20 protein-coding genes are annotated in these 18,394 nt (G+C 71.0%); 7 read left to right on the top strand and 13 right to left on the bottom strand.

The window, feature by feature from the left end; all coding sequences use genetic code 11:
• Positions 1–145 precede the first annotated feature (145 nt).
• Entirely contained in the window at positions 146–1,144 is a 999-nt protein-coding gene (locus ACN9MP_RS13885) for a lytic transglycosylase domain-containing protein (RefSeq protein WP_426321073.1), read from the bottom strand.
• A 247-nt stretch (positions 1,145–1,391) separates the two neighbouring features.
• Between ACN9MP_RS13885 and ACN9MP_RS13880 the strand changes: the two genes are divergently transcribed.
• From ACN9MP_RS13880 to ACN9MP_RS13870, 3 genes are all read left to right on the top strand, one after another.
• Positions 1,392–2,693, top strand: a complete 1,302-nt coding sequence (locus ACN9MP_RS13880; protein WP_426321071.1) for a M18 family aminopeptidase — start codon at positions 1,392–1,394, stop codon at positions 2,691–2,693.
• 111 nt (positions 2,694–2,804) lie between these two features.
• Positions 2,805–3,950: a zinc-dependent alcohol dehydrogenase gene (locus ACN9MP_RS13875; RefSeq protein ID WP_426321069.1), complete on the top strand. Its 1,146-nt coding sequence runs from the start codon at positions 2,805–2,807 to the stop codon at positions 3,948–3,950.
• A gap of 20 nt (positions 3,951–3,970) precedes the next feature.
• Positions 3,971–4,561, top strand: coding sequence for a hypothetical protein (locus ACN9MP_RS13870; protein ID WP_426321068.1), 591 nt, complete (start codon positions 3,971–3,973; stop codon positions 4,559–4,561).
• 9 nt (positions 4,562–4,570) lie between these two features.
• Here the strand turns inward: ACN9MP_RS13870 and ACN9MP_RS13865 are convergent, their stop codons facing one another.
• Positions 4,571–6,196, bottom strand: coding sequence for an FAD-dependent oxidoreductase (locus tag ACN9MP_RS13865; protein ID WP_426321066.1), 1,626 nt, complete (start codon positions 6,194–6,196; stop codon positions 4,571–4,573).
• A 120-nt stretch (positions 6,197–6,316) separates the two neighbouring features.
• On the opposite strand from ACN9MP_RS13865, the gene ACN9MP_RS13860 reads away from it, so the two are divergent.
• Positions 6,317–7,078 carry an NUDIX hydrolase gene (locus ACN9MP_RS13860; RefSeq protein ID WP_426321064.1) on the top strand — a complete coding sequence of 254 codons (762 nt, stop codon included), beginning with the start codon at positions 6,317–6,319 and terminating at the stop codon, positions 7,076–7,078.
• Between the two features lie 21 nt (positions 7,079–7,099).
• On the opposite strand, the gene ACN9MP_RS13855 is transcribed toward ACN9MP_RS13860, so the two are convergent.
• Both ACN9MP_RS13855 and ACN9MP_RS13850 read right to left on the bottom strand, forming a co-directional pair.
• The gene (locus ACN9MP_RS13855) at positions 7,100–7,675 is read right to left on the bottom strand and encodes a DUF2510 domain-containing protein (RefSeq protein ID WP_426321062.1); all 576 of its coding nucleotides are present in this window, start codon (positions 7,673–7,675) and stop codon (positions 7,100–7,102) included.
• 165 nt (positions 7,676–7,840) lie between these two features.
• On the bottom strand, positions 7,841–8,833 hold the full coding sequence (locus tag ACN9MP_RS13850) for an LLM class F420-dependent oxidoreductase (RefSeq protein WP_426321060.1): 993 nt from the start codon (positions 8,831–8,833) through the stop codon (positions 7,841–7,843).
• Positions 8,834–8,999: 166 nt separating this feature from the next.
• Here ACN9MP_RS13850 and ACN9MP_RS13845 point away from each other — a divergent pair, with 166 nt between their 5' ends.
• Positions 9,000–10,088, top strand: coding sequence for a DNA glycosylase AlkZ-like family protein (locus ACN9MP_RS13845; RefSeq protein WP_426321058.1), 1,089 nt, complete (start codon positions 9,000–9,002; stop codon positions 10,086–10,088).
• Between the two features lie 66 nt (positions 10,089–10,154).
• Positions 10,155–10,652 (top strand): GNAT family N-acetyltransferase, encoded by a 498-nt coding sequence (locus tag ACN9MP_RS13840; RefSeq protein ID WP_426326043.1) that lies wholly within the window; start codon positions 10,155–10,157, stop codon positions 10,650–10,652.
• Between the two features lie 22 nt (positions 10,653–10,674).
• Here ACN9MP_RS13840 and ACN9MP_RS13835 read toward each other — a convergent pair whose 3' ends face one another.
• The 6 genes from ACN9MP_RS13835 to ACN9MP_RS13810 form a co-directional block, all read right to left on the bottom strand.
• Positions 10,675–11,010, bottom strand: coding sequence for a cupin domain-containing protein (locus ACN9MP_RS13835; protein ID WP_426321056.1), 336 nt, complete (start codon positions 11,008–11,010; stop codon positions 10,675–10,677).
• A 78-nt stretch (positions 11,011–11,088) separates the two neighbouring features.
• On the bottom strand, positions 11,089–11,412 hold the full coding sequence (locus ACN9MP_RS13830; RefSeq protein ID WP_426321054.1) for an ATP-dependent DNA ligase: 324 nt from the start codon (positions 11,410–11,412) through the stop codon (positions 11,089–11,091).
• Between the two features lie 113 nt (positions 11,413–11,525).
• Positions 11,526–12,470, bottom strand: coding sequence for a helix-turn-helix domain-containing protein (locus ACN9MP_RS13825; RefSeq protein ID WP_426321052.1), 945 nt, complete (start codon positions 12,468–12,470; stop codon positions 11,526–11,528).
• 149 nt (positions 12,471–12,619) lie between these two features.
• The gene (locus tag ACN9MP_RS13820) at positions 12,620–13,234 is read right to left on the bottom strand and encodes a TetR/AcrR family transcriptional regulator (protein ID WP_426321051.1); all 615 of its coding nucleotides are present in this window, start codon (positions 13,232–13,234) and stop codon (positions 12,620–12,622) included.
• Between the two features lie 65 nt (positions 13,235–13,299).
• On the bottom strand, positions 13,300–13,656 hold the full coding sequence (locus tag ACN9MP_RS13815) for an SPW repeat domain-containing protein (RefSeq protein WP_426321049.1): 357 nt from the start codon (positions 13,654–13,656) through the stop codon (positions 13,300–13,302).
• Positions 13,657–13,794: 138 nt separating this feature from the next.
• Positions 13,795–14,823 (bottom strand): LLM class flavin-dependent oxidoreductase, encoded by a 1,029-nt coding sequence (locus tag ACN9MP_RS13810; RefSeq protein WP_426321048.1) that lies wholly within the window; start codon positions 14,821–14,823, stop codon positions 13,795–13,797.
• 187 nt (positions 14,824–15,010) lie between these two features.
• Between ACN9MP_RS13810 and ACN9MP_RS13805 the strand changes: the two genes are divergently transcribed.
• Entirely contained in the window at positions 15,011–15,502 is a 492-nt protein-coding gene (locus ACN9MP_RS13805) for a bifunctional nuclease family protein (RefSeq protein ID WP_426321046.1), read from the top strand.
• Between the two features lie 15 nt (positions 15,503–15,517).
• Here ACN9MP_RS13805 and ACN9MP_RS13800 read toward each other — a convergent pair whose 3' ends face one another.
• The 3 genes from ACN9MP_RS13800 to ACN9MP_RS13790 all read right to left on the bottom strand — a co-directional run bounded on the left by ACN9MP_RS13800 (position 15,518) and on the right by ACN9MP_RS13790 (position 18,155).
• Positions 15,518–16,231 carry an MBL fold metallo-hydrolase gene (locus ACN9MP_RS13800; RefSeq protein WP_426321044.1) on the bottom strand — a complete coding sequence of 238 codons (714 nt, stop codon included), beginning with the start codon at positions 16,229–16,231 and terminating at the stop codon, positions 15,518–15,520.
• Positions 16,232–16,638: 407 nt separating this feature from the next.
• Entirely contained in the window at positions 16,639–16,842 is a 204-nt protein-coding gene (locus ACN9MP_RS13795) for a hypothetical protein (RefSeq protein WP_426326041.1), read from the bottom strand.
• A gap of 206 nt (positions 16,843–17,048) precedes the next feature.
• Positions 17,049–18,155, bottom strand: coding sequence for a fatty acid desaturase family protein (locus ACN9MP_RS13790; protein WP_426326039.1), 1,107 nt, complete (start codon positions 18,153–18,155; stop codon positions 17,049–17,051).
• Positions 18,156–18,394: the final 239 nt, after the last annotated feature.

The raw sequence follows: 18,394 nt of genomic DNA, 5'->3' as shown, positions 1-18,394 counted from the left end.
CGGGACCATCGCTGTGTGTGCGCCCCTCGAGTGTCATCTCCAGCGGAGACACGGAAGAGGGCACGTCCTGTGCGGACGTGCCCTCTCCGGAACCGTCAGGCGCGCGTTATGGGTCGCCTGTGAGGCGGCCGCGCCCGGAAGTCGATCAGTACCAGCCGGTCGACTGGGAGTGGCCCCATGCGCCGCACGGGCTCCCGTAGCGGCCGGAGATGTACCCCAGGCCCCAGGCGATCTGCGTCGCCGGGTTGCTCTGCCAGTCGGCGCCGGCGCTGCCCATCTTGCTCCCGGGGAGTGCCTGCGGAATGCCGTAAGCGCCGCTCGAGCGGTTGTAGGCCTGGTAGTTCCAGCCCGACTCCTTGTTCCACAGCGACACGAGGCAGCCGAACTGGTCGTCGCCCCACCCGTAGCCGGCGAGCATCGAGCGAGCGGTCGCCTGGGCGTCGGCCGGGCTGGTGCCGCCGACGGCGCCGCCGGTGGCATAGTTGGGTCGCGGCGCCGACGAGCCCGAGTTCGAGCGCGCGGACGACGACTGCTGCTTGGCCGCGGCGGCGGCGGCCGCGGCGGCCTCCGCCTCCTGGCGTGCCTTCTCCTCGGCCTCCCTGCGGGCCTTCTCCTCGGCCTCCTTGCGGGCCTTCTCGGCGATGGCCGCGTCGAGCTTTCCACGCAGACCCTGGGCCTGCTCGCTCACCGACGCTGCGAGCGTCGTCACGGCGTCCGTGAAGGGGGCCGAATACATGTCGGGCAGCGCCTGTGCGCGCTCGAGCTGGTCGACCGCGGCTTCGAGCTCGGAGGTGTCGACAGTGGTCTCGGTCGTGCCGACATCGAGGCCGGAGGCGGCGATGTCGGACGCCACGGTCGCCGCGGCGTCGACGGCGGACTGCGCGTCGGACACGGCCTCGTCGACCGAGGTCGGCGGTGCGGCTTCGGCGGCGGTCACGACGGGCGATGTCGTGTAAGAAGCCAGTGCGAAGTCGGAGATGCGACCGGATGCCTCAGCCTGCGAAGCGGGTGCCGCCGTGGTGAAACCCGCGGTCGCCAGAACGCCGATCGCAAGGCTTGCGACCAGGAGGACGGGACGGCGGCGGTGGCGGCGTTCGGCCTGCCGGAGTGTGCGGCGGGCGGGCAGAGACGTATGGGAGCGCATATAAAACCGGGTTCCGTATCAGCGAAATGCGCCGTCGGGCGGCGCGTCGTGACCGTTCGGGCGGACACAAGTCCCAGAGTCTGGCCGTCGTTTCTGGATAGTCCCAGTGCGTTACCTGAACGTTACATGTGAGCGAAATGTCCGAAAAGGCCAGATCGCGGGCTCAGATCCGGTTCCCGGAGAAGGCCGGGCGTGGCCCGCAACTACGATCGGAGCACCGTACACCGCCATTCGAGGAGGCCCTCCCGTGCCGTCATCCAGCCCATCCAGCGCCACGGGGGCGGTGGCGCACGCCGACGATCTCGCCGACTTCGTGGCGTCTTCGCCCTCGAGTTTTCACGCCGCCGCCGAGGTCGCGCGCCGGCTGGAAGAGGCGGGATTCATCCGCCTCGACGAGTCGGAGGGGTGGCCTGCGCCGGCGGGCGGGAAGTTCGTCGTGGTGCGCGACGGTGCGGCGATCGCCTGGGCGGTGCCGTCGACCCCGCGCGTCGCGAGCGGTGTGCGGATCTTCGGTGCGCACAGCGATTCGCCCGGATTCAAGCTCAAGCCGAAGCCGACCACCGGACGGCTGGGATGGCTCCAGGCCGGCGTCGAGATCTATGGAGGGCCCCTCCTGAACTCCTGGCTCGACAGGGAGCTGCGTCTCGCGGGGCGCCTGGTGCTCGACGACGGGTCGAGTGTGCTCGCCGCCACCGGCCCCCTGCTGCGACTGCCGCAGCTCGCGATCCACCTCGACCGCGAGGCGAACGACCGGCTCGCCCTCGACAAGCAGGCCCATACCCAGCCGGTGTGGGGCCTCGGCGAGACCGAGTCCGCGGACATCCTGGGCGAGCTCGCCCGCGAGGCGGGCATCGACGCGGCCCGCATCCGGGGCTACGACGTGGTCACCGCCGACGCGGCGCGCGGTGCGACCTTCGGCCGCGACGGCGTGTTCTTCGCCGCCGGACGCCTCGACGATCTCGCGTCGGTGCACGCGGGAGTCGTCGCGCTGGAACGCGCGGCAGACGATCATGACGGCGATCACATCGCGATGCTCGCGGTCTTCGACCACGAGGAAGTCGGATCGGGCACCCGCTCCGGCGCCGCCGGGCCCTTCCTGGCCGACGTGCTCGAGCGCCTGTGGCTGTCGCTCGGCGCCGACCGCGAGGAGCAGCTGCGCGCTCTGGCCGCCTCGTGGTGCGTCTCGAGCGATGTGGGGCACTCGGTGCACCCCAACTATGCCGAGAAGCACGACCCCGTCGTGCAGCCGGTGCTCGGGTCGGGGCCGATCCTCAAGATCAACGCGAACCAGCGCTACGCGACGGATGCCGCCGGTGCCGCCGCCTGGAGCGGCTGGTGCGCCGCGGCAGGCGTCACCGGCCAGGAGTTCGTCTCCCACAACTCCGTGCCCTGCGGATCGACGATCGGGCCCATCACGGCGACCCGGCTCGGGATCCGCACGGTGGATGTCGGCATCCCCATCCTCTCGATGCACTCCGCGCGGGAGCTCGCGGGAGTGAGCGACCTCTGGGACCTCGCGCGGGTGGCGGAGGCCTACTTCCGGGGCTGACGTCCCGGGCGGACCTGCGCGCGCGTGTCTTCCAGATCGAACGCGGAAGCGCAACCCCCTGAGTGGTCTCCCTCGCGGCGCGCAAGGTGGCCGGAACACCGGGAGGCGCGCATGAAGGCGATGACGTATCGCGGACCGTACAAGGTCCGCGTCGAGAACAAGCCCGATCCCAAGATCGAGCATCCCAATGACGCGGTCGTGCGAGTGGAGCTCGCCGCGATCTGCGGCTCCGACCTGCACCTGTACCACGGCATGATGCCCGATACCCGCATCGGCCATACGTTCGGACACGAGTTCATCGGCCGCGTCGAGCAGGTCGGCGGCTCGGTGCAGAACCTCAAGGTCGGCGACCGCGTGATGGTGCCGTTCAACATCTACTGCGGCTCGTGCTTCTTCTGCGCGCGGGGCCTCTTCTCGAACTGCCACAACGTCAATCCGAATGCCACCGCCATCGGCGGCATCTACGGGTATTCGCACTCCACCGGCGGTTACGACGGGGCCCAGGCCGAGTTGGTGCGCGTGCCCCTTGCAGACGTCGGGCCCGCGGTCGTCCCCGACGACATCCCCGACGAAGACGCCCTGCTGCTCACCGACGCGTTCTCGACGGGCTACTTCGGCGCGCAGCTGGCCGACATCGTGGAGGGTGACACGGCCGTGGTCTTCGGCGCTGGTCCGGTGGGCCTTGCCGCCGCGCGATCGTGCTGGCTGATGGGCGCCGGCCGCGTCATCGTGGTCGACCACCTGGGGTACCGCCTGCGAAAGGCGCAGGAGTTCGCGTTCGCCGAGACGGTCGCGTTCTCGCAGGTGGGGGACATCGTCCGGGAGCTGAAGCACATGACCGACGGCCTGGGCGCGGACGTCGTCATCGACGCCGTCGGCGCCGAGGCCGACGGGCACGTGCTCCAGCACGTGACGGCGGCGAAGCTCAAGATGCAGGGCGGCTCGCCGGTCGCCCTCAACTGGGCGATCGACTCCGTGCGCAAGGGCGGCACGGTGTCGGTCGTGGGCGCGTACGGGCCGTTGTTCAGTGCGGTGAAGTTCGGTGACGCGATGAACAAGGGCCTCACGCTGCGGATGAACCAGGCGCCCGTCAAGCGGCAGTGGCCCCGGCTGTTCGAGCACATCCGCGCCGGCCACCTCCGGCCGAGCGAGCTCATCACGCACCGCATCCCTCTCGACCACATCGCGGAGGGCTACCACATCTTCTCGTCGAAGCTCGACGACATCATCAAGCCGGTCATCCTGCCGGCGGCCTGACGATCACCACGGAGGACGACATGCCGTACACCGCTGACAAGCCACGCCTGGCTCCGAGCGCCGACGAGTTGCGATCCCGCATCCCCGGCTGGGGTGCCGACCTGGATCCCGCCGACCGCCCCGCGTTCCCGCGAGAGCAACCCGGGATACCGACGGGCGCGCACTGGGATATCCCCGAACAGCAGCCCCACTCGGGTCGCCGGGAGAAGTCCGTGGAGCACACTCGCCTCCCACCGGTATTCGGCACCGCCCAGCCCTTGAGGGGCCTCGCCGGGGCGGTGAGACGCTACTCCTACGACACCTACAGCGAGGGGCAGGCCGCCCACTGGCTGCTGCTGGTCCTGGGTGACCGCATCGACTCGACGACCGCGCATGTGAAGTCGCTCGTCTCACTGCGGCCCGACGATCCGATCACGCAGTCCGGCATCCTCGGTGAGCGCGGGCACAAGCCCATCTCATCGCGGTTCGGCCGCGGACGCGCCGACCTCAAGCACATGTGGCTGGACCCGATCATCGTGGTCGGGCCGTGGCTGCTCGCCGGCACGCTCGTGTTCGCACTCGGCCGTGCGGTCGTGCGGCCCGCCCGTCGCCGGCACCCCGAGCGCGCCTGAGAGCGACGCTCAGCCGGACCGGCCGAGCGCCAGGTACTGGTGGGTGAAAGCGATCGCCGCGCCGCCCTCCCCGACCCCGGCCACCACCCGCTTAACCGACCCCGACCGCACGTCGCCGATCGCGAACACGCCCGGCACGGTCGTCTCGAGGGCGAACGGACGCCGCGTCTCGGGCCATGTGCCCGAGTCCGCGGCGTCCGCCCCCGTCAGGACGAATCCCCGGGCATCGCGGGCGATCTGGGGAGGCAGCCAGGCCGTCTCGGCGTCCGCGCCGATCATGACGAACAGCACATCGACGTCACGGCGTTCGACGCTGCCGGCGCGCCGATCGGCGATGTCGGCGGACTGGAGGGTGTCGCCGCCGTGGAGCGCCACGACTTCCGTGCGCGTCTCGACGCGGATCGAGGGGATCGCTGAGATCTGATCGATGAGGTAGCGCGACATGCTCGCCTCGAGCGACTCGCCCCGCACCAGCAGGGTGATCGACCGCGCGTGGCGGCTGAAGAACAGCGCGGCCTGACCGGCCGAGTTGCCGGCACCGATGATGCAGACGTCGGCGCCTTGCGCGACCGCCGAGTCGCTGCGCGCCGCGCCGTAATACACGCCGCTGCCCAGGAACCGATCCACGCCCTCGACGGGGAGGGTCCGCCACACCACGCCCGTCGCGAGGATCACCACGTCGGCGCGCACGGCATCGCCGCCGTCGAGCGACAGCGTGCGCGTCGTCGTGTCGAGCGTCTCGACCGTGCGCGTCACGACGATCTCGGCTCCCAGGCGCTTGGCCTGCGTGAACGCCCGCCGGGCGAGGTCGTCGCCCGAGATGCCGAACGGGAAGCCGGTGTAGTTCTCGATACGCGTCGACGTTCCCGCCTGGCCGCCCGGCGCGAAAGTCTCGACGACGAGAGTGCGGAGCCCCTCGGCCGCCGCGTTGACAGCGGCCGTGAGGCCGGCGGGCCCCGCGCCGAGGATGGTGACGTCGTAGTGGTCCGCCGCCGGCGCGACGTCCAGCCCGACCGCTTCGGCCAGCTCGCGCATCGCCGGGTTGCGGAGCATCCGGCCGTCGGCCAGTTCGACGACGGGATACTGCGGATCATCCGGCGCCGCATCGGTCGTCGCCGCGTCGAAATCGACCTGGTTGCGGGTGAGGAACCCGATCGCACGGTGCGCGCGGGCGCTCCGCGGTGGGTGGATCAGTCGCACGCCGGGTTCGCGCTTCTCCGCAGCCATGGTCTGCAGCGAGTCGAGGTAACGCCGCGCGAGGCCCGCGACCAGCTCGGGCACCGACGGTGCGAGGGCTGCGAGCGTGTAGTACGCCGACGGCTCGAGCTTCAGGACGCGCGTCGGCCCGGCGGCGCGGCCGCTCGCCGGGAAGGGCGTGCTCAAGGTCATCGGCACCTCGCCGAAGAACCGGCCGGGTGTGCGGGTGCCGATCACCCGCTCCTCGCCGTTGACGACCTTCGTGATCTCGGCGAGACCCTCGACCACGATGAACAGGGCGCGGTCGTCACCCTCGTGTGCGAAGTACTCGCCGGGAACGAGGCGGATGTCCTCGACGGCGCTCGCCAGGTACCTCAGGGCCTCCTCGGGCGCTGCGGCGAAGGCGTGGAGGGCGCGAAGGTCGTCGGCGGTGATCATGCGGCTCCCCAGCGACGCAGCTCGGAGCGCAGCGGCCGGCCCCGGCGGCGCGATGCGCCACGCGGCCGAACGTAGCCCCAGGGCCGACCGGCGGTCAAGCCACGCGAGTAGCCTGAACGGATGCCACGGCCGACGACTCCGCTTCATGGCGAGGGGGTGCCCGAGGGCACCGTCGGCGCCCGCTCACAGCTCGCAGCGCTCGCCGCAGCGGCGGACGCGGGGCCGCTGCTGAACCTCCCGTCGTCGCAGGACCCTCGGCACGCGGCCGTGCTCATGCTCTTCGGCGTGCTCGACGGGCTGCCGAGCGATCACGCGGCGCAGGCCCGGGCCGTCTCACGCGACCTCGATGTGCTGCTGCTGGCGCGCGCGGCCACGCTCCGGGCGCATCCCGGTCAGGTCGGATTCCCCGGCGGACGCATCGACCCGGGCGACGACAGCGCGGTCGGCGCGGCGCTCCGCGAAGCGCGGGAGGAGACCGGACTCGACCCCGCCGGCGTCGAGGTGCTCGGGGCCCTGCCGCAGATCCCGCTGGCGTTCTCACGGCACCTTGTGACGCCCGTGCTCGCCTGGTGGCGGCATCCGTCCCCCGTTCGAGTCGTGGACGAAGCGGAATCAGCCGACGTCTTCCGTGCTCCGGTGGCGGATCTCCTGGACCCCGCGAAGCGCGGAGCGACGGTCGTGCGGCGCGGCGGGCAGGAGTTCCGCAGCCCGGCGTTCCTCGTCCCGCATGCGACGGGTGAGCACCTGGTGTGGGGCTTCACCGGCCTGGTGCTCGACGCGCTGTTCGAGCGACTGGGCTGGGCCGAGCCCTGGGACGACAGACGCGAGGTGCCGCTCGTGCTCCCGGGATTCGACGAATCCGAGGCGACCTCCCGGCCGTGAGCTGGCAGCGGGGGATGTCGTTCAGCGGTAGCGGTAGTGCTGCGCGCTCGTGTTGACCCAGCTCACGAACCGCCGCGCCTCGGCGTCCCGCTCGGGCGGGAACGGCGTGACCCACACCTGGGGCCCGCCGATGACGAGGTGGGGCACCATCCGGTGGATCGTGCGGTTGAGGGTACGCGGGGTGATCGGGCCCGCCGGACCGAACATCCGCCGCTCCACCGCCGCCCGCGTGAAGGCCGGGCGCCGCAGCAGGGCATCGCCGGAGTCGACCGAGGCCTGCACCTCGCTCACCGGCTGGCTCAGGTCGGCGAAATGGATCCATCGGCCGTCGACGACCACACCGGCGAAGTCCTGCTCCTGACCGCTGTAGCGCACCTGGCTCGTCCAGCGACGGCCGTCCCACCACCGCGTGCGGCCGCGCTGGTCGTCGTACCAGCCGGGCTGTGCGGGGGCGGCGACAGCGGGCCCGGCGTCTGTGCGCAGCTGCGTGTCGGGCTCGCGCAGGTCGATGTACTGCTCGGTCCAGCGGGAGCCGTCCCACCAGCGCTGTTTGCCGGTGCCGTCGTCGTACCATCCGGGTGCCGGCTGCGTCGCCATGACCCGAGCGTAGTTCGTCACGCCGGTCTGGGCCGCCGTTGCCGGCGCTGGTGGTGAAACGGGCGGGCTGGATCGCACGTTGCGGGTGCGAACCGGCGCTGGCATGTCGATTCGGCCCGGCCGTTTGACACCCCCCGCCTCCCCGCCTCCCCGCCTGCGCGATCGTCAGCCGAGGGCCCGGAGCTTCTCCAGGAGGGGGCCGGCCGCCTCGGCGAGGAAGCGGTCCTGCGCCTCGTCGCCGATCTGCACGAGCGCCACGTCGGTGAATCCCGCCTCCAGGTACGGCCTCACGCTCTCCGCGATCGCGTCGAGGTCGGGTCCGCAGGCGATGGAGGACGCGACGTCTTCGGGGCGCACGAACTTGCTGGCCGCCTCGAATCCCGCCGGCGTCGTGAGATCGGCGTTGACCGGCCACCCGCCGCCGAACCAGCGGAACTGGTCGTGCGCGCGCTGGATGGCGGTCTCTTCGTCAGGATCCCACGACACCGGCACCTGCCCGATCTTGCGCGAGCCTTTGCCGGTGCCCGGTCCCGCGTCGGCGCTGCGCGCCTCGTCCCACTGCTCGACCAGTTCGGCCTGCGGCTCGACGGCGATCATGTGGTCTGCCAGCGGCGCGAACGAGCCGATCGACTCGGGGCCCGACACGGCGACCCCGATCTCGACCTGCGTGTCGGGCACGTCCCAGATCCGGGCGGAGTCCACCCGGAAGTGTTCGCCGACGTAGGTGAGCAGCTCGCCGGAGTGCAACTCCCGGATGATCTCGATCGCCTCGACGAGCCGGTCCTGACGGACATCGACGTTCGGCCAGCCCTGGCCCACGACATGCTCGTTGAGGCTCTCACCCGAACCGAGGCCCAGCACGAACCGGCCCTCGCTCAGGATCTGGAGGGTCGCGGCCTTCTGCGCCACGACGGCCGGGTGGTACCGCATGGTGGGACACGTGACGTAGGTCATGAGCTCGACGCGAGAGGTGGCATGCGCCACGGCGCCGAGTACGGTCCAGGCGTACGGTGAGTGGCCCTGGCTCACGAGCCAGGGGGAGTAGTGGTCGCTCGACACCTCGAAGTCGAACCCGGCGTCCTCGGCCGCCTGCGCATAGCGCACCAGCTCCCGGGGACCGCTCTGCTCTCCCATGAGGGTGTATCCGAATCGCACCATCGCCCGCCTCTTCCCTTCCGTCGCAGGGGCCACCCGTCGCGGTGGCCGCTTCCGGCACGATACGAAGCGAGCCCGCGCCGCGCGGGGGGATTGCGACCGCCGGGCGCGGATGCTAACCGCCCTGCCGGGTGTCGGTCGGCAGGTCGGCGCGGCTAGCGTGGGGCGGGTGACGGCTCATCAGCTCGCCCGCGACCAGGCGCGGCGGCTGGTCGTGCGCGCGCAGCTCCTGGATGCCGACCGGCCGGGCGACGTCGTCGAAGTCGCAGAGCAGCTGGGCTACGTGAAGATCGACCCGACCGCGACGATCGCGCCATGCGAGCACACGGTGCTGTGGTCGCGCATCGGCTGGTCGTACGAGCCGGGGCAGCTGCGCAAAGTCGTCGAGGACGATCGGTTGCTGTTCGAGTTCGACGGCGCCTTCCGGCCGATGAGCCTTCTCCCGCTCATGCTTCCCGGCATGCGCCGCTGGCCGCAGCGAGAGAGCAGCCGGCAGTGGCTCCAGGCGAACGCCGCTTTCCGTGCCGACGTGCTGGCGCGACTTCGGGCCGAGGGTCCGCTCCTGGCCGCCGACATCCCCGACACGGCGCAGGTCAGCCGTGCCCCGGACGGGTGGTCGGGCTCCAACCAGGTGCCGCACATGCTCGACTTCCTGCTGCGCCAGGGCGAGGTCGCGATCACCGGCCGAGAAGGGCGGCATCGCCGCTGGGACCTCGCGGAGCGCGTATACCCGAACGACCTCCCCGAGTACGACGAGGAGGAGGCGTCGCGGCTGCTCGCCGAACGGCGTCTGCAGGCCGCGGGCATCGCGAGACCGCACCGCTTCTGGAGCGGCGTCGGGAAAGACACCGGCGAGCCCGCCGTCGTCGAGGGCAGCACGGTGGCGTACCGTGTCGACCCCGAGGCGCTCGCGGCGGTCGACGACGAAGACATCGGCGGACGCGTCGCGTTCCTCAATCCGTACGGCAGCCTGCTGTTCGATCGCCGGCGGCTCGAGGACCTCTTCGAGTTCACGTACGTGCTCGAGCAGTTCAAGCCGAAGGCGCAGCGCCGGTACGGCTTCTTCGCGCACCCCATCCTGATCGGGGACCGCTTCGTCGGGATGCTGGACGCCGAAGTGGACCGCGAGCGGGAGCTGCTGCGGATCAACGCGGTGCACGAGTTGCTCCCGTTCGATCCCGAGGAGAGGGAGATGGTGAACGCCGAGATCACCGATCTGGCGGAATGGCTCGGGGTCACGGTCACGGGCCTGCGGTGAGCCGGCCTGCGTCGGCGACGCGGCGTCCGCCTCCGCCTGGGTACGCTCGACGACGTGAATCCTCGTATGCTCGCCGACGGCGCGACCCTTCGTGAGGCCCGGCCCGGAGACGAACCCGGGATCCTTCGCTGCATCCATGGCCTCGCCGTCTACGAGCGGGAGCCCGATGCCGTCGAGAACACGGTCGAAGCGCTCGAGGCATCCCTCTTCGGTGCGGAGCCCCAGGTGTTCGCGCACGTCGTCGAGCGCGCGGGCGAGATCGTCGGAATCGCCATCTGGTTCGTCACCTACTCCACGTGGACGGGTCGCCACGGCATCTGGCTGGAGGATCTCTTCGTCGACGAGGCCCACCGCGCCTCCGGCTACGGCAAGGCGCTGCTGGCCGCGCTCGCCGCGGTGTGCGTCGAGCGCGGCTACTCGAGGTTCGAATGGACGGTGCTCGACTGGAACGAGCCGTCCATCGGCTTCTACCGCGCGATCGGGGCCGAGCCCATGAGCGAGTGGACCACGCAGCGCCTGACCGGCGCGGCGCTGGCGGCGGTGGCCGCGACGCTCGACCGCTGACCGCCCGGCCCGGCGGGACGGCTCAGGGCACGTCGTTGGACACGGTCAGAAGCACGACCGAGTCCTCGACCGCTTCGAGACTGTGCCGCCGCGCGGGCACGGTGAGGTGGTCGCCGGATGCCCCGTTCCAGATGTCGGCGCCCGCGATCAGGCGCACGCGCCCGCGCAGCACCTGCAGCGTGGCCTCGTGCGGACTCTCGTGCTCGGCGAGCTCGTGGCCGGCGCGGAGGGCGATGACGGTCTCGCGGAGCGCGTTCTCGTGGCCGCCGCGGATCGTGCGCGCGGCTCGGCCGCTCGAGGCGTCGCGCGCCTTCGCGGTCAGCTCGTCGATCAGGTCGGCCAGGTCGGTGCTGTCCATCCGCTTCGCCTCCATCGCCTCGGCTCGCCCGGAGTCTACCCGCGCCCGTCGCCCTTTCGTGAGCCGATGCGGGTCGATTCACCCCAGCTGCTCAGCCTCGTTGTCATCGGGGGGCTCGGGCACCACCTGCAGGCCACCGGGGGAGTTCGCGGTGCGCATCAGCGCCTCGAGCCACGTGCGGTTGATCTTCGGCGCACGACCTCCGAAGTACCCGAAGACGAGGCTCGCGCCGGAGTGCACCCAGACGGTCGTGCGACCGCCGCCCGTGGTGACGTCGCCGTGCCACGTGAAGAAGAAGGGCTCGTTGCGGCGGAGTTTGGTTCCGACCGCCACCTGCAGGTGCGACAGCACCCGGTCGTCGAACTCTGCGCGAATCGTGCCCTCGTAGATGAACCTGCCCACAGCTCCCCCTCTGCGTGCAGCGTGCCCGCATGGATCGACTGTGCGTCGGGTCGCTCCCGGCCGAGGCGAACTGGACCGCGGCGCGAAAGCGGCGTCCGGAAAACGAAGCGGCGTCAGTCGCCCCGCAGCGTCTGGCGGGGAGTGCGCCCGTATGCCTCGCGATAGTGCTTGGCGAAGCGCGAGGCGCTGGCGAAGCCCCAGCGACGTGCGATCTCGGCGATCGGCGCGCGCGTGCCCACCTCCATCTCGGCGTGCGCGCCAGCCAGCCGCTGCCGGCGCAGGTACTCCATCGGCGTGTGGTCGAGCGAGCGACGGAATGCGTACTGCAGCCCCCGGGTGGAGATCCCTGCGGCGGCGGCGACATCGTCGATGGTGATCGCCTCGTGCGCGTGCTCCTCCATGTAGGCGATCGCCCGGCGCACGCTGCGAGGAGCGGCTCGCCGCTGGGCGGTCCGCTCCAGCGCCCGCCGGAAGGCAGGGGAGAAGGCAGCGAGTGTGGTGTGGAGCGCGTGCCGGCGCAGCTCGGCCTCGATGATCGCCGAATCGGGCTGGGTCGGCGCGAAGAGGGAACCTGCCGCGTGCTGGAAGACGCGCTCCCAGTGAGAGCCCACATCCCGGCTGACGGGCGAGGGACCGATCGTCGTCGCCCGAAGCGCGAAGCGGTCGTCGCCGGTCAGGCGACGCGCGTCCTCCTCGGCGAGAGCGCGGTCGAAGATGAACGCCCGCACATCCGCCTTCTCCTGCCAGCGCGCCGTCGTCGGCCCATCGAGGGCGACCCACGGCATGCCGGCGTTGAGGTCGCCCCGCGGGGTGCCGATCCACGCGCCGCGCGAGGCCACCCGGCACGCCATCAGCTGGTCCTCCGGATGGATGGAGGCCTGCACCGACGCGACGAGCTGATAGCGCACGATCGAGAAGCCCGGCAGCGAAGCCGAGGTCCATGAGAAGCCGAAAGTGCGCGGATCAACGCGCTGCAGCACGGCCGACGGCACGAATCGGTGCCAGGTCTCCTCGACGTCCCCGACGTCCCGCGACTCGAGCGTCAGCAGCTCGCCCAACGTTCTCTCTCCCCTGCGTCCGCGCGCAGGCGAGTGCGCGGTTGCCCGTCTCGATACTCTATCCCGCCGCATCGCCGACGAGAATCGCGGATGCCCGCCGCGGGCCGGCGCCGGCGTACGCGCCGGATGCTCGAGTGGCGAGGCGCCTGTCAGGCGACCGGTGCACGAAGCCCGGCTGAGATGAGATCGGCGAGCGCCGGGAGGTCGTCGGCCTCCTCCACCACGACGGCGCCCTCTCCCGGCTCCGCGATCGCGCGGCCGTCGTCGGCGGGGGCGTCGGGCAGTGCCGGCGTGGTGATGATCGCCACCCAGGCCGCCGCGGCCACGCGAACGCGACGCGCGGCGATCGGGTGGAGGATGCTCGCTCGCAGCACGCGCTCGACGAGCGCCTGCAGCTGCCTGCGATAGTCCCTCAGTCGCGCCCGGACCTCCGGATGGGTGCGGTGCTCACGCCACACGATGACGCGGCGAACGGCCGATTCCTCTTCGAGCTCCTGGAGTCGCCGCGTCACGTTCAGGAGCGTGCGCGCAGGATCGCCGCTCGCGACGAGCGCGGAGGTGTCGACCGAGTCCAGGTCGAGGCGCTCGCCGACCAGTGCGCGCAGCAGGTCGGGTTTGGTGGGGAAGTAGTAGAAGAGCAGCCCCTTGGGAACGCCGGCGAGTTCGGCGATCGCCGCGGTCGGCGTGGCGTCGAATCCCCGCTCCGCGAACAGGCGTTCGGCGGCGTCCAGGATGAGCGTGCGGCTCTCCCCGCTGCGGTTCATGTCGAATCCTCGGGCGTTCGGCGGGGGCGCCGGCGATGTCCGGCGCCCCCGTCTGTGGTCGCGGCTCAGTGCGGTACGGCGCGGTCGTGCATGTGCATGGCGGGCCGGACGGCCAGTGCCGCGACGACCACCGCGACCGCTCCGCCGATCCAGCTGATCCACGCGCCGCCGTACTGCATGTCGGCATAGCCGCCCAGCCACGGAGCGACGAACAGCAGAGCGCCCAGCGCGAGCTGCACGTACTCCATCGCGACCATGCCCGGCATCGCGAGGTTCAGGACGCCCGCGGCGATCAGCAGGACTCCGAGCGTCAGCATCCAGGCCATCGAGGCGCCCATCGCCGGCATGAGAAGCGCCGACAGAGCAACCACGAGGCCGATGCCCGCGGCGACCCAGTCCTCCCAGCGAGTCCACTTCTTCATTCGATCTCCTCCTTCCGAGATCCATGGCTCCCGATCGGGGGTCGATCAGAATGTAAGCCTGACTGACCGCCCGGTCAAGACCACTGACGGGAGGGATGGCGACCACCGCGGGCGGAGGCCGTGACTCGGGGGCGGCGGTCAGGCGCGGGTCGACCGCCAGCCCAGGGACGGCGCCACGTACTTCGCGAACGACTCCACCACGCGGAGGTTGAACTCCACGCCGAGCTGGCTCGGGATCGTCAGCATGAGCGTGTCGGCGGAGGCGATCGCCGCGTCCTCCTTGAGCTGCTCGACGAGTTCGTCGGGCTCGGCGGCGTAGGTCTTGCCGAAGGTCGAGCGCATGCCGTCGATCACGCCGATCTGGTCTCCGTCCTGGCGGCCGCCGAAGTACATGCGCTCCTCGGCAGTCGTGATCGGGAAGATGGAGCGGCTGACCGACACCCGCGGCTCGCCCGGGTGCCCCGCTTCCCGCCACGCGGCGCGGAACGCGTCGATCTGCTGCGCCTGCAGGAGGTCGAACGGGGTGCCGTCGGCTTCGGTGAGAAGGGTCGACGACATGAGGTTGACGCCGACACGTCCGGCCCACTCCGCGCTGTCACGGTTGCCGGCGCCCCACCACACGCGCGAGCGCAGGCCGGGGGAGAGCGGCTCGACACCTTGCAAGCCGGTGCCGCCTCCGAACGGGCTCGACGGGTCGCGTTCCGCGAGCCCCTCTCCGTCGATCGCGCGCAGGAACAGGTCGAAGTGCTCCCGCGCGAGGTCGGCGCCTCGCGGGTCCTGCGAGCCGGTGTAGCCGAAGGTCTCATAGCCCCGCACCACCGTCTCGGGTGACCCGCGGCTCACGCCGAGCGCGAGCCGCCCGCCCGAGATGAGATCGACCGCGGCCGCTTCCTCGGCGAGGTAGAGGGGGTTCTCGTAGCGCATGTCGATCACGCCGGTGCCGACTTCGATCCGCTCGGTGCGCGCGGCGATCGCCGCGAGCAGCGGCATCGGCGACGACTGCTGGCGCGCGAAGTGGTGCACACGGAAGTACGTGCCGTTCACGCCGAGCTCGTCCATCCCTTCGGCGAGGTCGATCGCCTGCAGCATCGAGTCGGCCGCGGTCAGCTGCCGTCCGCCGCCGAGCGGGCCGTAGTGTCCGAACGAGAGGGTGCCGAATCGCTGCATGTCGAGTGCAACCGTACGCCCGCAGCATCCATTCCGGTGAATGAATGCCGGAGGTCGCCCCCGCTCGTCCTGGGGGTACGCAACCCCCTGTGCGCGCGTCTGCGGCGTGCCTACGATGGCACCAGCGCTCCCCGGGGGAGCGTCGAGGTGCGCCGGCAGATGCCGGCTCGAGCCGAGTGGAGGGGCGATGGTCCAGGTACGCGTGGCCGGTGTCGCCCTCGACGCCTCGGGGCAGCACGTGCTGCTTCTCAAGCCCGTCGACCAGATTCCGGGCGACGGACTGGTACTGCCGATCTGGATCGGGCAGCTCGAGGCCACCTCGATCCTCGTCGCCGTCGAGAACGCCGAGGTGCCCCGCCCGCTCGCACACGACCTGATGGGCCTGATCCTCACCGCACTGGATGCGTCCGCGACCCGTGTCGAGGTCACGCGCATCGAGGACGGCACCTTCTACGCCGAGATCACGCTGTCGACCCCCCTCGGCGACCGTGTGGTCGACGCCCGGCCGTCGGACGCCGTGGCCCTGGCCTCCCGGGTGGGCGCGGCCATCTGGGTGGCCGACGAGGTGCTCACCGAGGCCGGCGTGCCGGACGTGCTCACCGAGACGGACGCCGCCGAGAGCCTCGACGAATTCAAGCGCTTCCTGGATGACGTCGAGCCCGAGGACTTCGACGGCTGAGAGCGGCTCGGGCCCTCACGCCCCGCCCGTCCGCACCGCGGCCGCGACATCCGCCGGCGATCCGCGCCAGGGCGCGCCGTGGCCGGGCAGCACCCACGACGCCTGCACTTCCGCGAGCCTTCCGAGGGATGCCGACGCCTGCGCGGGATCGTCGGTGAACGGCGCCGGCTGCATGCCGACGCGGCCCGTGAGCACGTGGCGGGTGGTGAGCGCGTCGCCCACGAACACCGCGTCGGCCACAGGGACGTGCACGGCGATGCTCCCGGGGGAGTGGCCCGGCATGCCGAGGATCACGGGCGAGCCGGGAAGGTCGAGCACGTCGCCGTCTTGCACTGCCGTCACCTCCTTCACGTAGGTGGTCGGCACCGCCCGCTTGCGGAGGGCATACCAGAAGAACCCGAGCGTGGGACCGAGTCTCATCGGGCCGGCGGCGGTCTTCGGTTTGGCGCCCGTGCGAGCGCGCTCGGCATCGGCCTCGTGGACGAAGACCGGCACGCCGTGGTCACGACGCAGCCGCTCGGCGAACCCGAGGTGATCGCTGTCACCGTGCGTGAGGATCACGCCCTTCACATCGGCGGGGGAGAGTCGCAGGCCCTCGAGCTCCCGGGTGAGGTCCTTCCAGTGTCCGGGCAGGCCGGCATCGACCACGGTCACACCCTCGTCGGTCACGACGAGGTACGCGGCCACGATGTCGTTGCCGATGCGGTGCAGGTGCGGTCCGAGCTTCATCGCGCTTCCTTCTTCGGGGTGGGCGTGACGGTGCCACGTCGGCATGTCGGTGGTGACGGCGTAGCCTGGGGTGGTCGGCCGGAGGAAGTGGGGAGTCCGTGGCCGACTGGCATCCGATCATGGCAGCGGTCGAAGGCCCGCCGGGCGTCTGGAGGATGATCGCACCGGACGGCAGCGAGTACGGCCGCATCGAATTGCGTCGTGTCGCGAACGCGACGCAGCTGCGGTACAAGGCGATCTGGCGCGGCGAGGTGATCGGGTGGGCTGCCACTCTGCGCGAGGCCTGCTGGCGCGTGCACGGCGCCTATCTGCGCTCGCACGGCCCGTCGGGTGGCGCGCTCGCCGATTGGGGGGATGCGACCCGGCGCGCGCAGCGGCGGCTCGTCGAACAGTCGTCTCACCGGGGATCAGCCGGTGCCGCTGCGGCTGCGGCGGCGGGCGGCGATGCCGAGTCCGATCAGCACCAGCCCGACCACCATCACGATCGGGCCGACGATCGCCCATAGCGGCGAACCGCTCATGGCCGATCCGCCCAGCACGTTGAGACCCTGCAGAGTCCACACCAGTCCGACGGCGGCCAGGATCACACCGGGAATGACGAACGCCCACATCCGCTTCACGGGCTCACCCTAGTTCGCGCGCGTCGCCGGCAACAGGCGCGTGCCGTCGCGGGCGGCTCGTCACCGGTCGGCCGCCCCCGTGTCACGAGGACCATGGAACTCTCCGGGCCTCTGACGTACGGTTGCCGCAAGTCCTCTCGCGCAGACCGCCCCCCTCGTTCACGCGCGAGAGGACGTCTGCGTCATCGAGGCGACAATCAGCGCACGCGGTAGGTGCGCGAGGCCGGGCAGTCGAAGGGATCGCGGGCGGCGAGTCCTACACGGTTCAGGTAGGCGATGACGATGCCGTACGACTGCCACAAGCTGGTCTCGGTGTAAGGCACGCCGAGCGCACGGCACTGGTCGATGACGACCTCCCGCGCGCGAGCCAGATGCGGCCGCGGCATGTTCGGGAACAGGTGATGCTCGATCTGGTAGTTCAGTCCGCCCATGAGCCAGGTCGCCCACCAGCCACCGCGGATGTTCCGCGAGGTGCGTACCTGTTTGCTGAAGAAGTCGAGCTTGGCATCGTGTGCGATCACCGGCATGCCTTTGTGATTGGGCGCGAAGGACGCACCCATGTAGACGCCGAAGACGGCGAGCTGCACGCCGAGGAACGCGAAGGCCATGCCCAGCGGCAGGAAGAGGAACACGGGCGTCCAGAAGATCGCGAAGCGCGCGGCGAGCAGCCCGAGCTCGGTCGCCCGGCCCTTCACGGGCTCCCGCCCGATCAGATGACGGAAGGCGAGAACATGAAGGTTGGCGCCCTCCAGCGTCAGCAGCGGGAAGAAGAGCCACCCCTGCCGTTTCGTGATCCAGCGCCGGACGCCGCGTGCCTGAGCGGCATCGACATCCAGGAACGAGACGGTGTCGACCTCGATGTCGGGGTCGCGGCCGACGCGGTTCGGGTTGGCGTGGTGCCGCGTGTGCTTGCTCGTCCACCAGGAGTAGCTCAGGCCCACGACGCCGGTGGCGAGCACTCGCGCGAGGCGATCGTTGGCGGGCCCCGACGACAGGATCTGGCGGTGGGCCGCCTCGTGCCCGAGGAACGCGACCTGAGTGAAGAGGATGCCGAGGGCCGCCGCGATCAGAAGCTGGAACCAGCTGTCGCCGAGGAGGATGAACCCGGTGACCGCACCCCCGAAACCGAGGGCGATCGCGGCGCCGACCGCGGTGTAGAACCATGGGGTCCGGCGCAGGAGGCCGGTCTCGCGTGCGACCTGCGAGACCTCGGTGTACGCGCGGGCGATGGGGGGAAACTCGGTCGTGCCCGCGTAGGTCTGGCGGACGGGGCCGAGCCGGGACTCGAGGACGGTGGAGGAGATGATGTCACCGGTATTTCGATGGGGCCCGCTACGGCCGTTTCAAGCCAGAGGCGGTTGCCCATCGCTGTCTTCAGCGTACGACCCGCAATATGGCCTGGGCCGCATACGGTCGGTACTCCCAGCGAGTCGTCAGGTCGAACCGTCGCTGCCTGGGGCACAGACGCGGCGAAAAAAGCACCCGCCCCCGAGGAGGGGACGGGTGCTCGGCTCGCTACCCCCGTCTACCGCGAAGCGGCGCG

Origin of the sequence: Microbacterium sp. E-13, assembly GCF_049912955.1 — a bacterium.
Classification (GTDB): domain Bacteria; phylum Actinomycetota; class Actinomycetes; order Actinomycetales; family Microbacteriaceae; genus Microbacterium.
This window is presented reverse-complemented; position numbering and strand designations above follow the sequence as displayed.

What these genes read in the sequence shown, in the direction of transcription:
- ACN9MP_RS13885 (WP_426321073.1), bottom strand. Translation starts at nt 1,144, where the DNA reads ATGCGCTCCCATACGTCTCTGCCCGCCCGCCGCACACTCCGGCAGGCC.
- ACN9MP_RS13835 (WP_426321056.1), bottom strand. Translation starts at nt 11,010, where the DNA reads ATGGACAGCACCGACCTGGCCGACCTGATCGACGAGCTGACCGCGAAG.
- ACN9MP_RS13855 (WP_426321062.1), bottom strand. Translation starts at nt 7,675, where the DNA reads ATGGCGACGCAGCCGGCACCCGGATGGTACGACGACGGCACCGGCAAA.
- ACN9MP_RS13860 (WP_426321064.1), top strand. Translation starts at nt 6,317, where the DNA reads ATGCCACGGCCGACGACTCCGCTTCATGGCGAGGGGGTGCCCGAGGGC.
- ACN9MP_RS13800 (WP_426321044.1), bottom strand. Translation starts at nt 16,231, where the DNA reads ATGAAGCTCGGACCGCACCTGCACCGCATCGGCAACGACATCGTGGCC.
- ACN9MP_RS13820 (WP_426321051.1), bottom strand. Translation starts at nt 13,234, where the DNA reads ATGAACCGCAGCGGGGAGAGCCGCACGCTCATCCTGGACGCCGCCGAA.
- ACN9MP_RS13865 (WP_426321066.1), bottom strand. Translation starts at nt 6,196, where the DNA reads ATGATCACCGCCGACGACCTTCGCGCCCTCCACGCCTTCGCCGCAGCG.
- ACN9MP_RS13805 (WP_426321046.1), top strand. Translation starts at nt 15,011, where the DNA reads ATGGTCCAGGTACGCGTGGCCGGTGTCGCCCTCGACGCCTCGGGGCAG.
- ACN9MP_RS13870 (WP_426321068.1), top strand. Translation starts at nt 3,971, where the DNA reads ATGCCGTACACCGCTGACAAGCCACGCCTGGCTCCGAGCGCCGACGAG.
- ACN9MP_RS13850 (WP_426321060.1), bottom strand. Translation starts at nt 8,833, where the DNA reads ATGGTGCGATTCGGATACACCCTCATGGGAGAGCAGAGCGGTCCCCGG.
- ACN9MP_RS13810 (WP_426321048.1), bottom strand. Translation starts at nt 14,823, where the DNA reads ATGCAGCGATTCGGCACCCTCTCGTTCGGACACTACGGCCCGCTCGGC.
- ACN9MP_RS13815 (WP_426321049.1), bottom strand. Translation starts at nt 13,656, where the DNA reads ATGAAGAAGTGGACTCGCTGGGAGGACTGGGTCGCCGCGGGCATCGGC.
- ACN9MP_RS13875 (WP_426321069.1), top strand. Translation starts at nt 2,805, where the DNA reads ATGAAGGCGATGACGTATCGCGGACCGTACAAGGTCCGCGTCGAGAAC.
- ACN9MP_RS13795 (WP_426326041.1), bottom strand. Translation starts at nt 16,842, where the DNA reads ATGTGGGCGTTCGTCATTCCCGGTGTGATCCTGGCCGCCGTCGGACTG.
- ACN9MP_RS13840 (WP_426326043.1), top strand. Translation starts at nt 10,155, where the DNA reads ATGCTCGCCGACGGCGCGACCCTTCGTGAGGCCCGGCCCGGAGACGAA.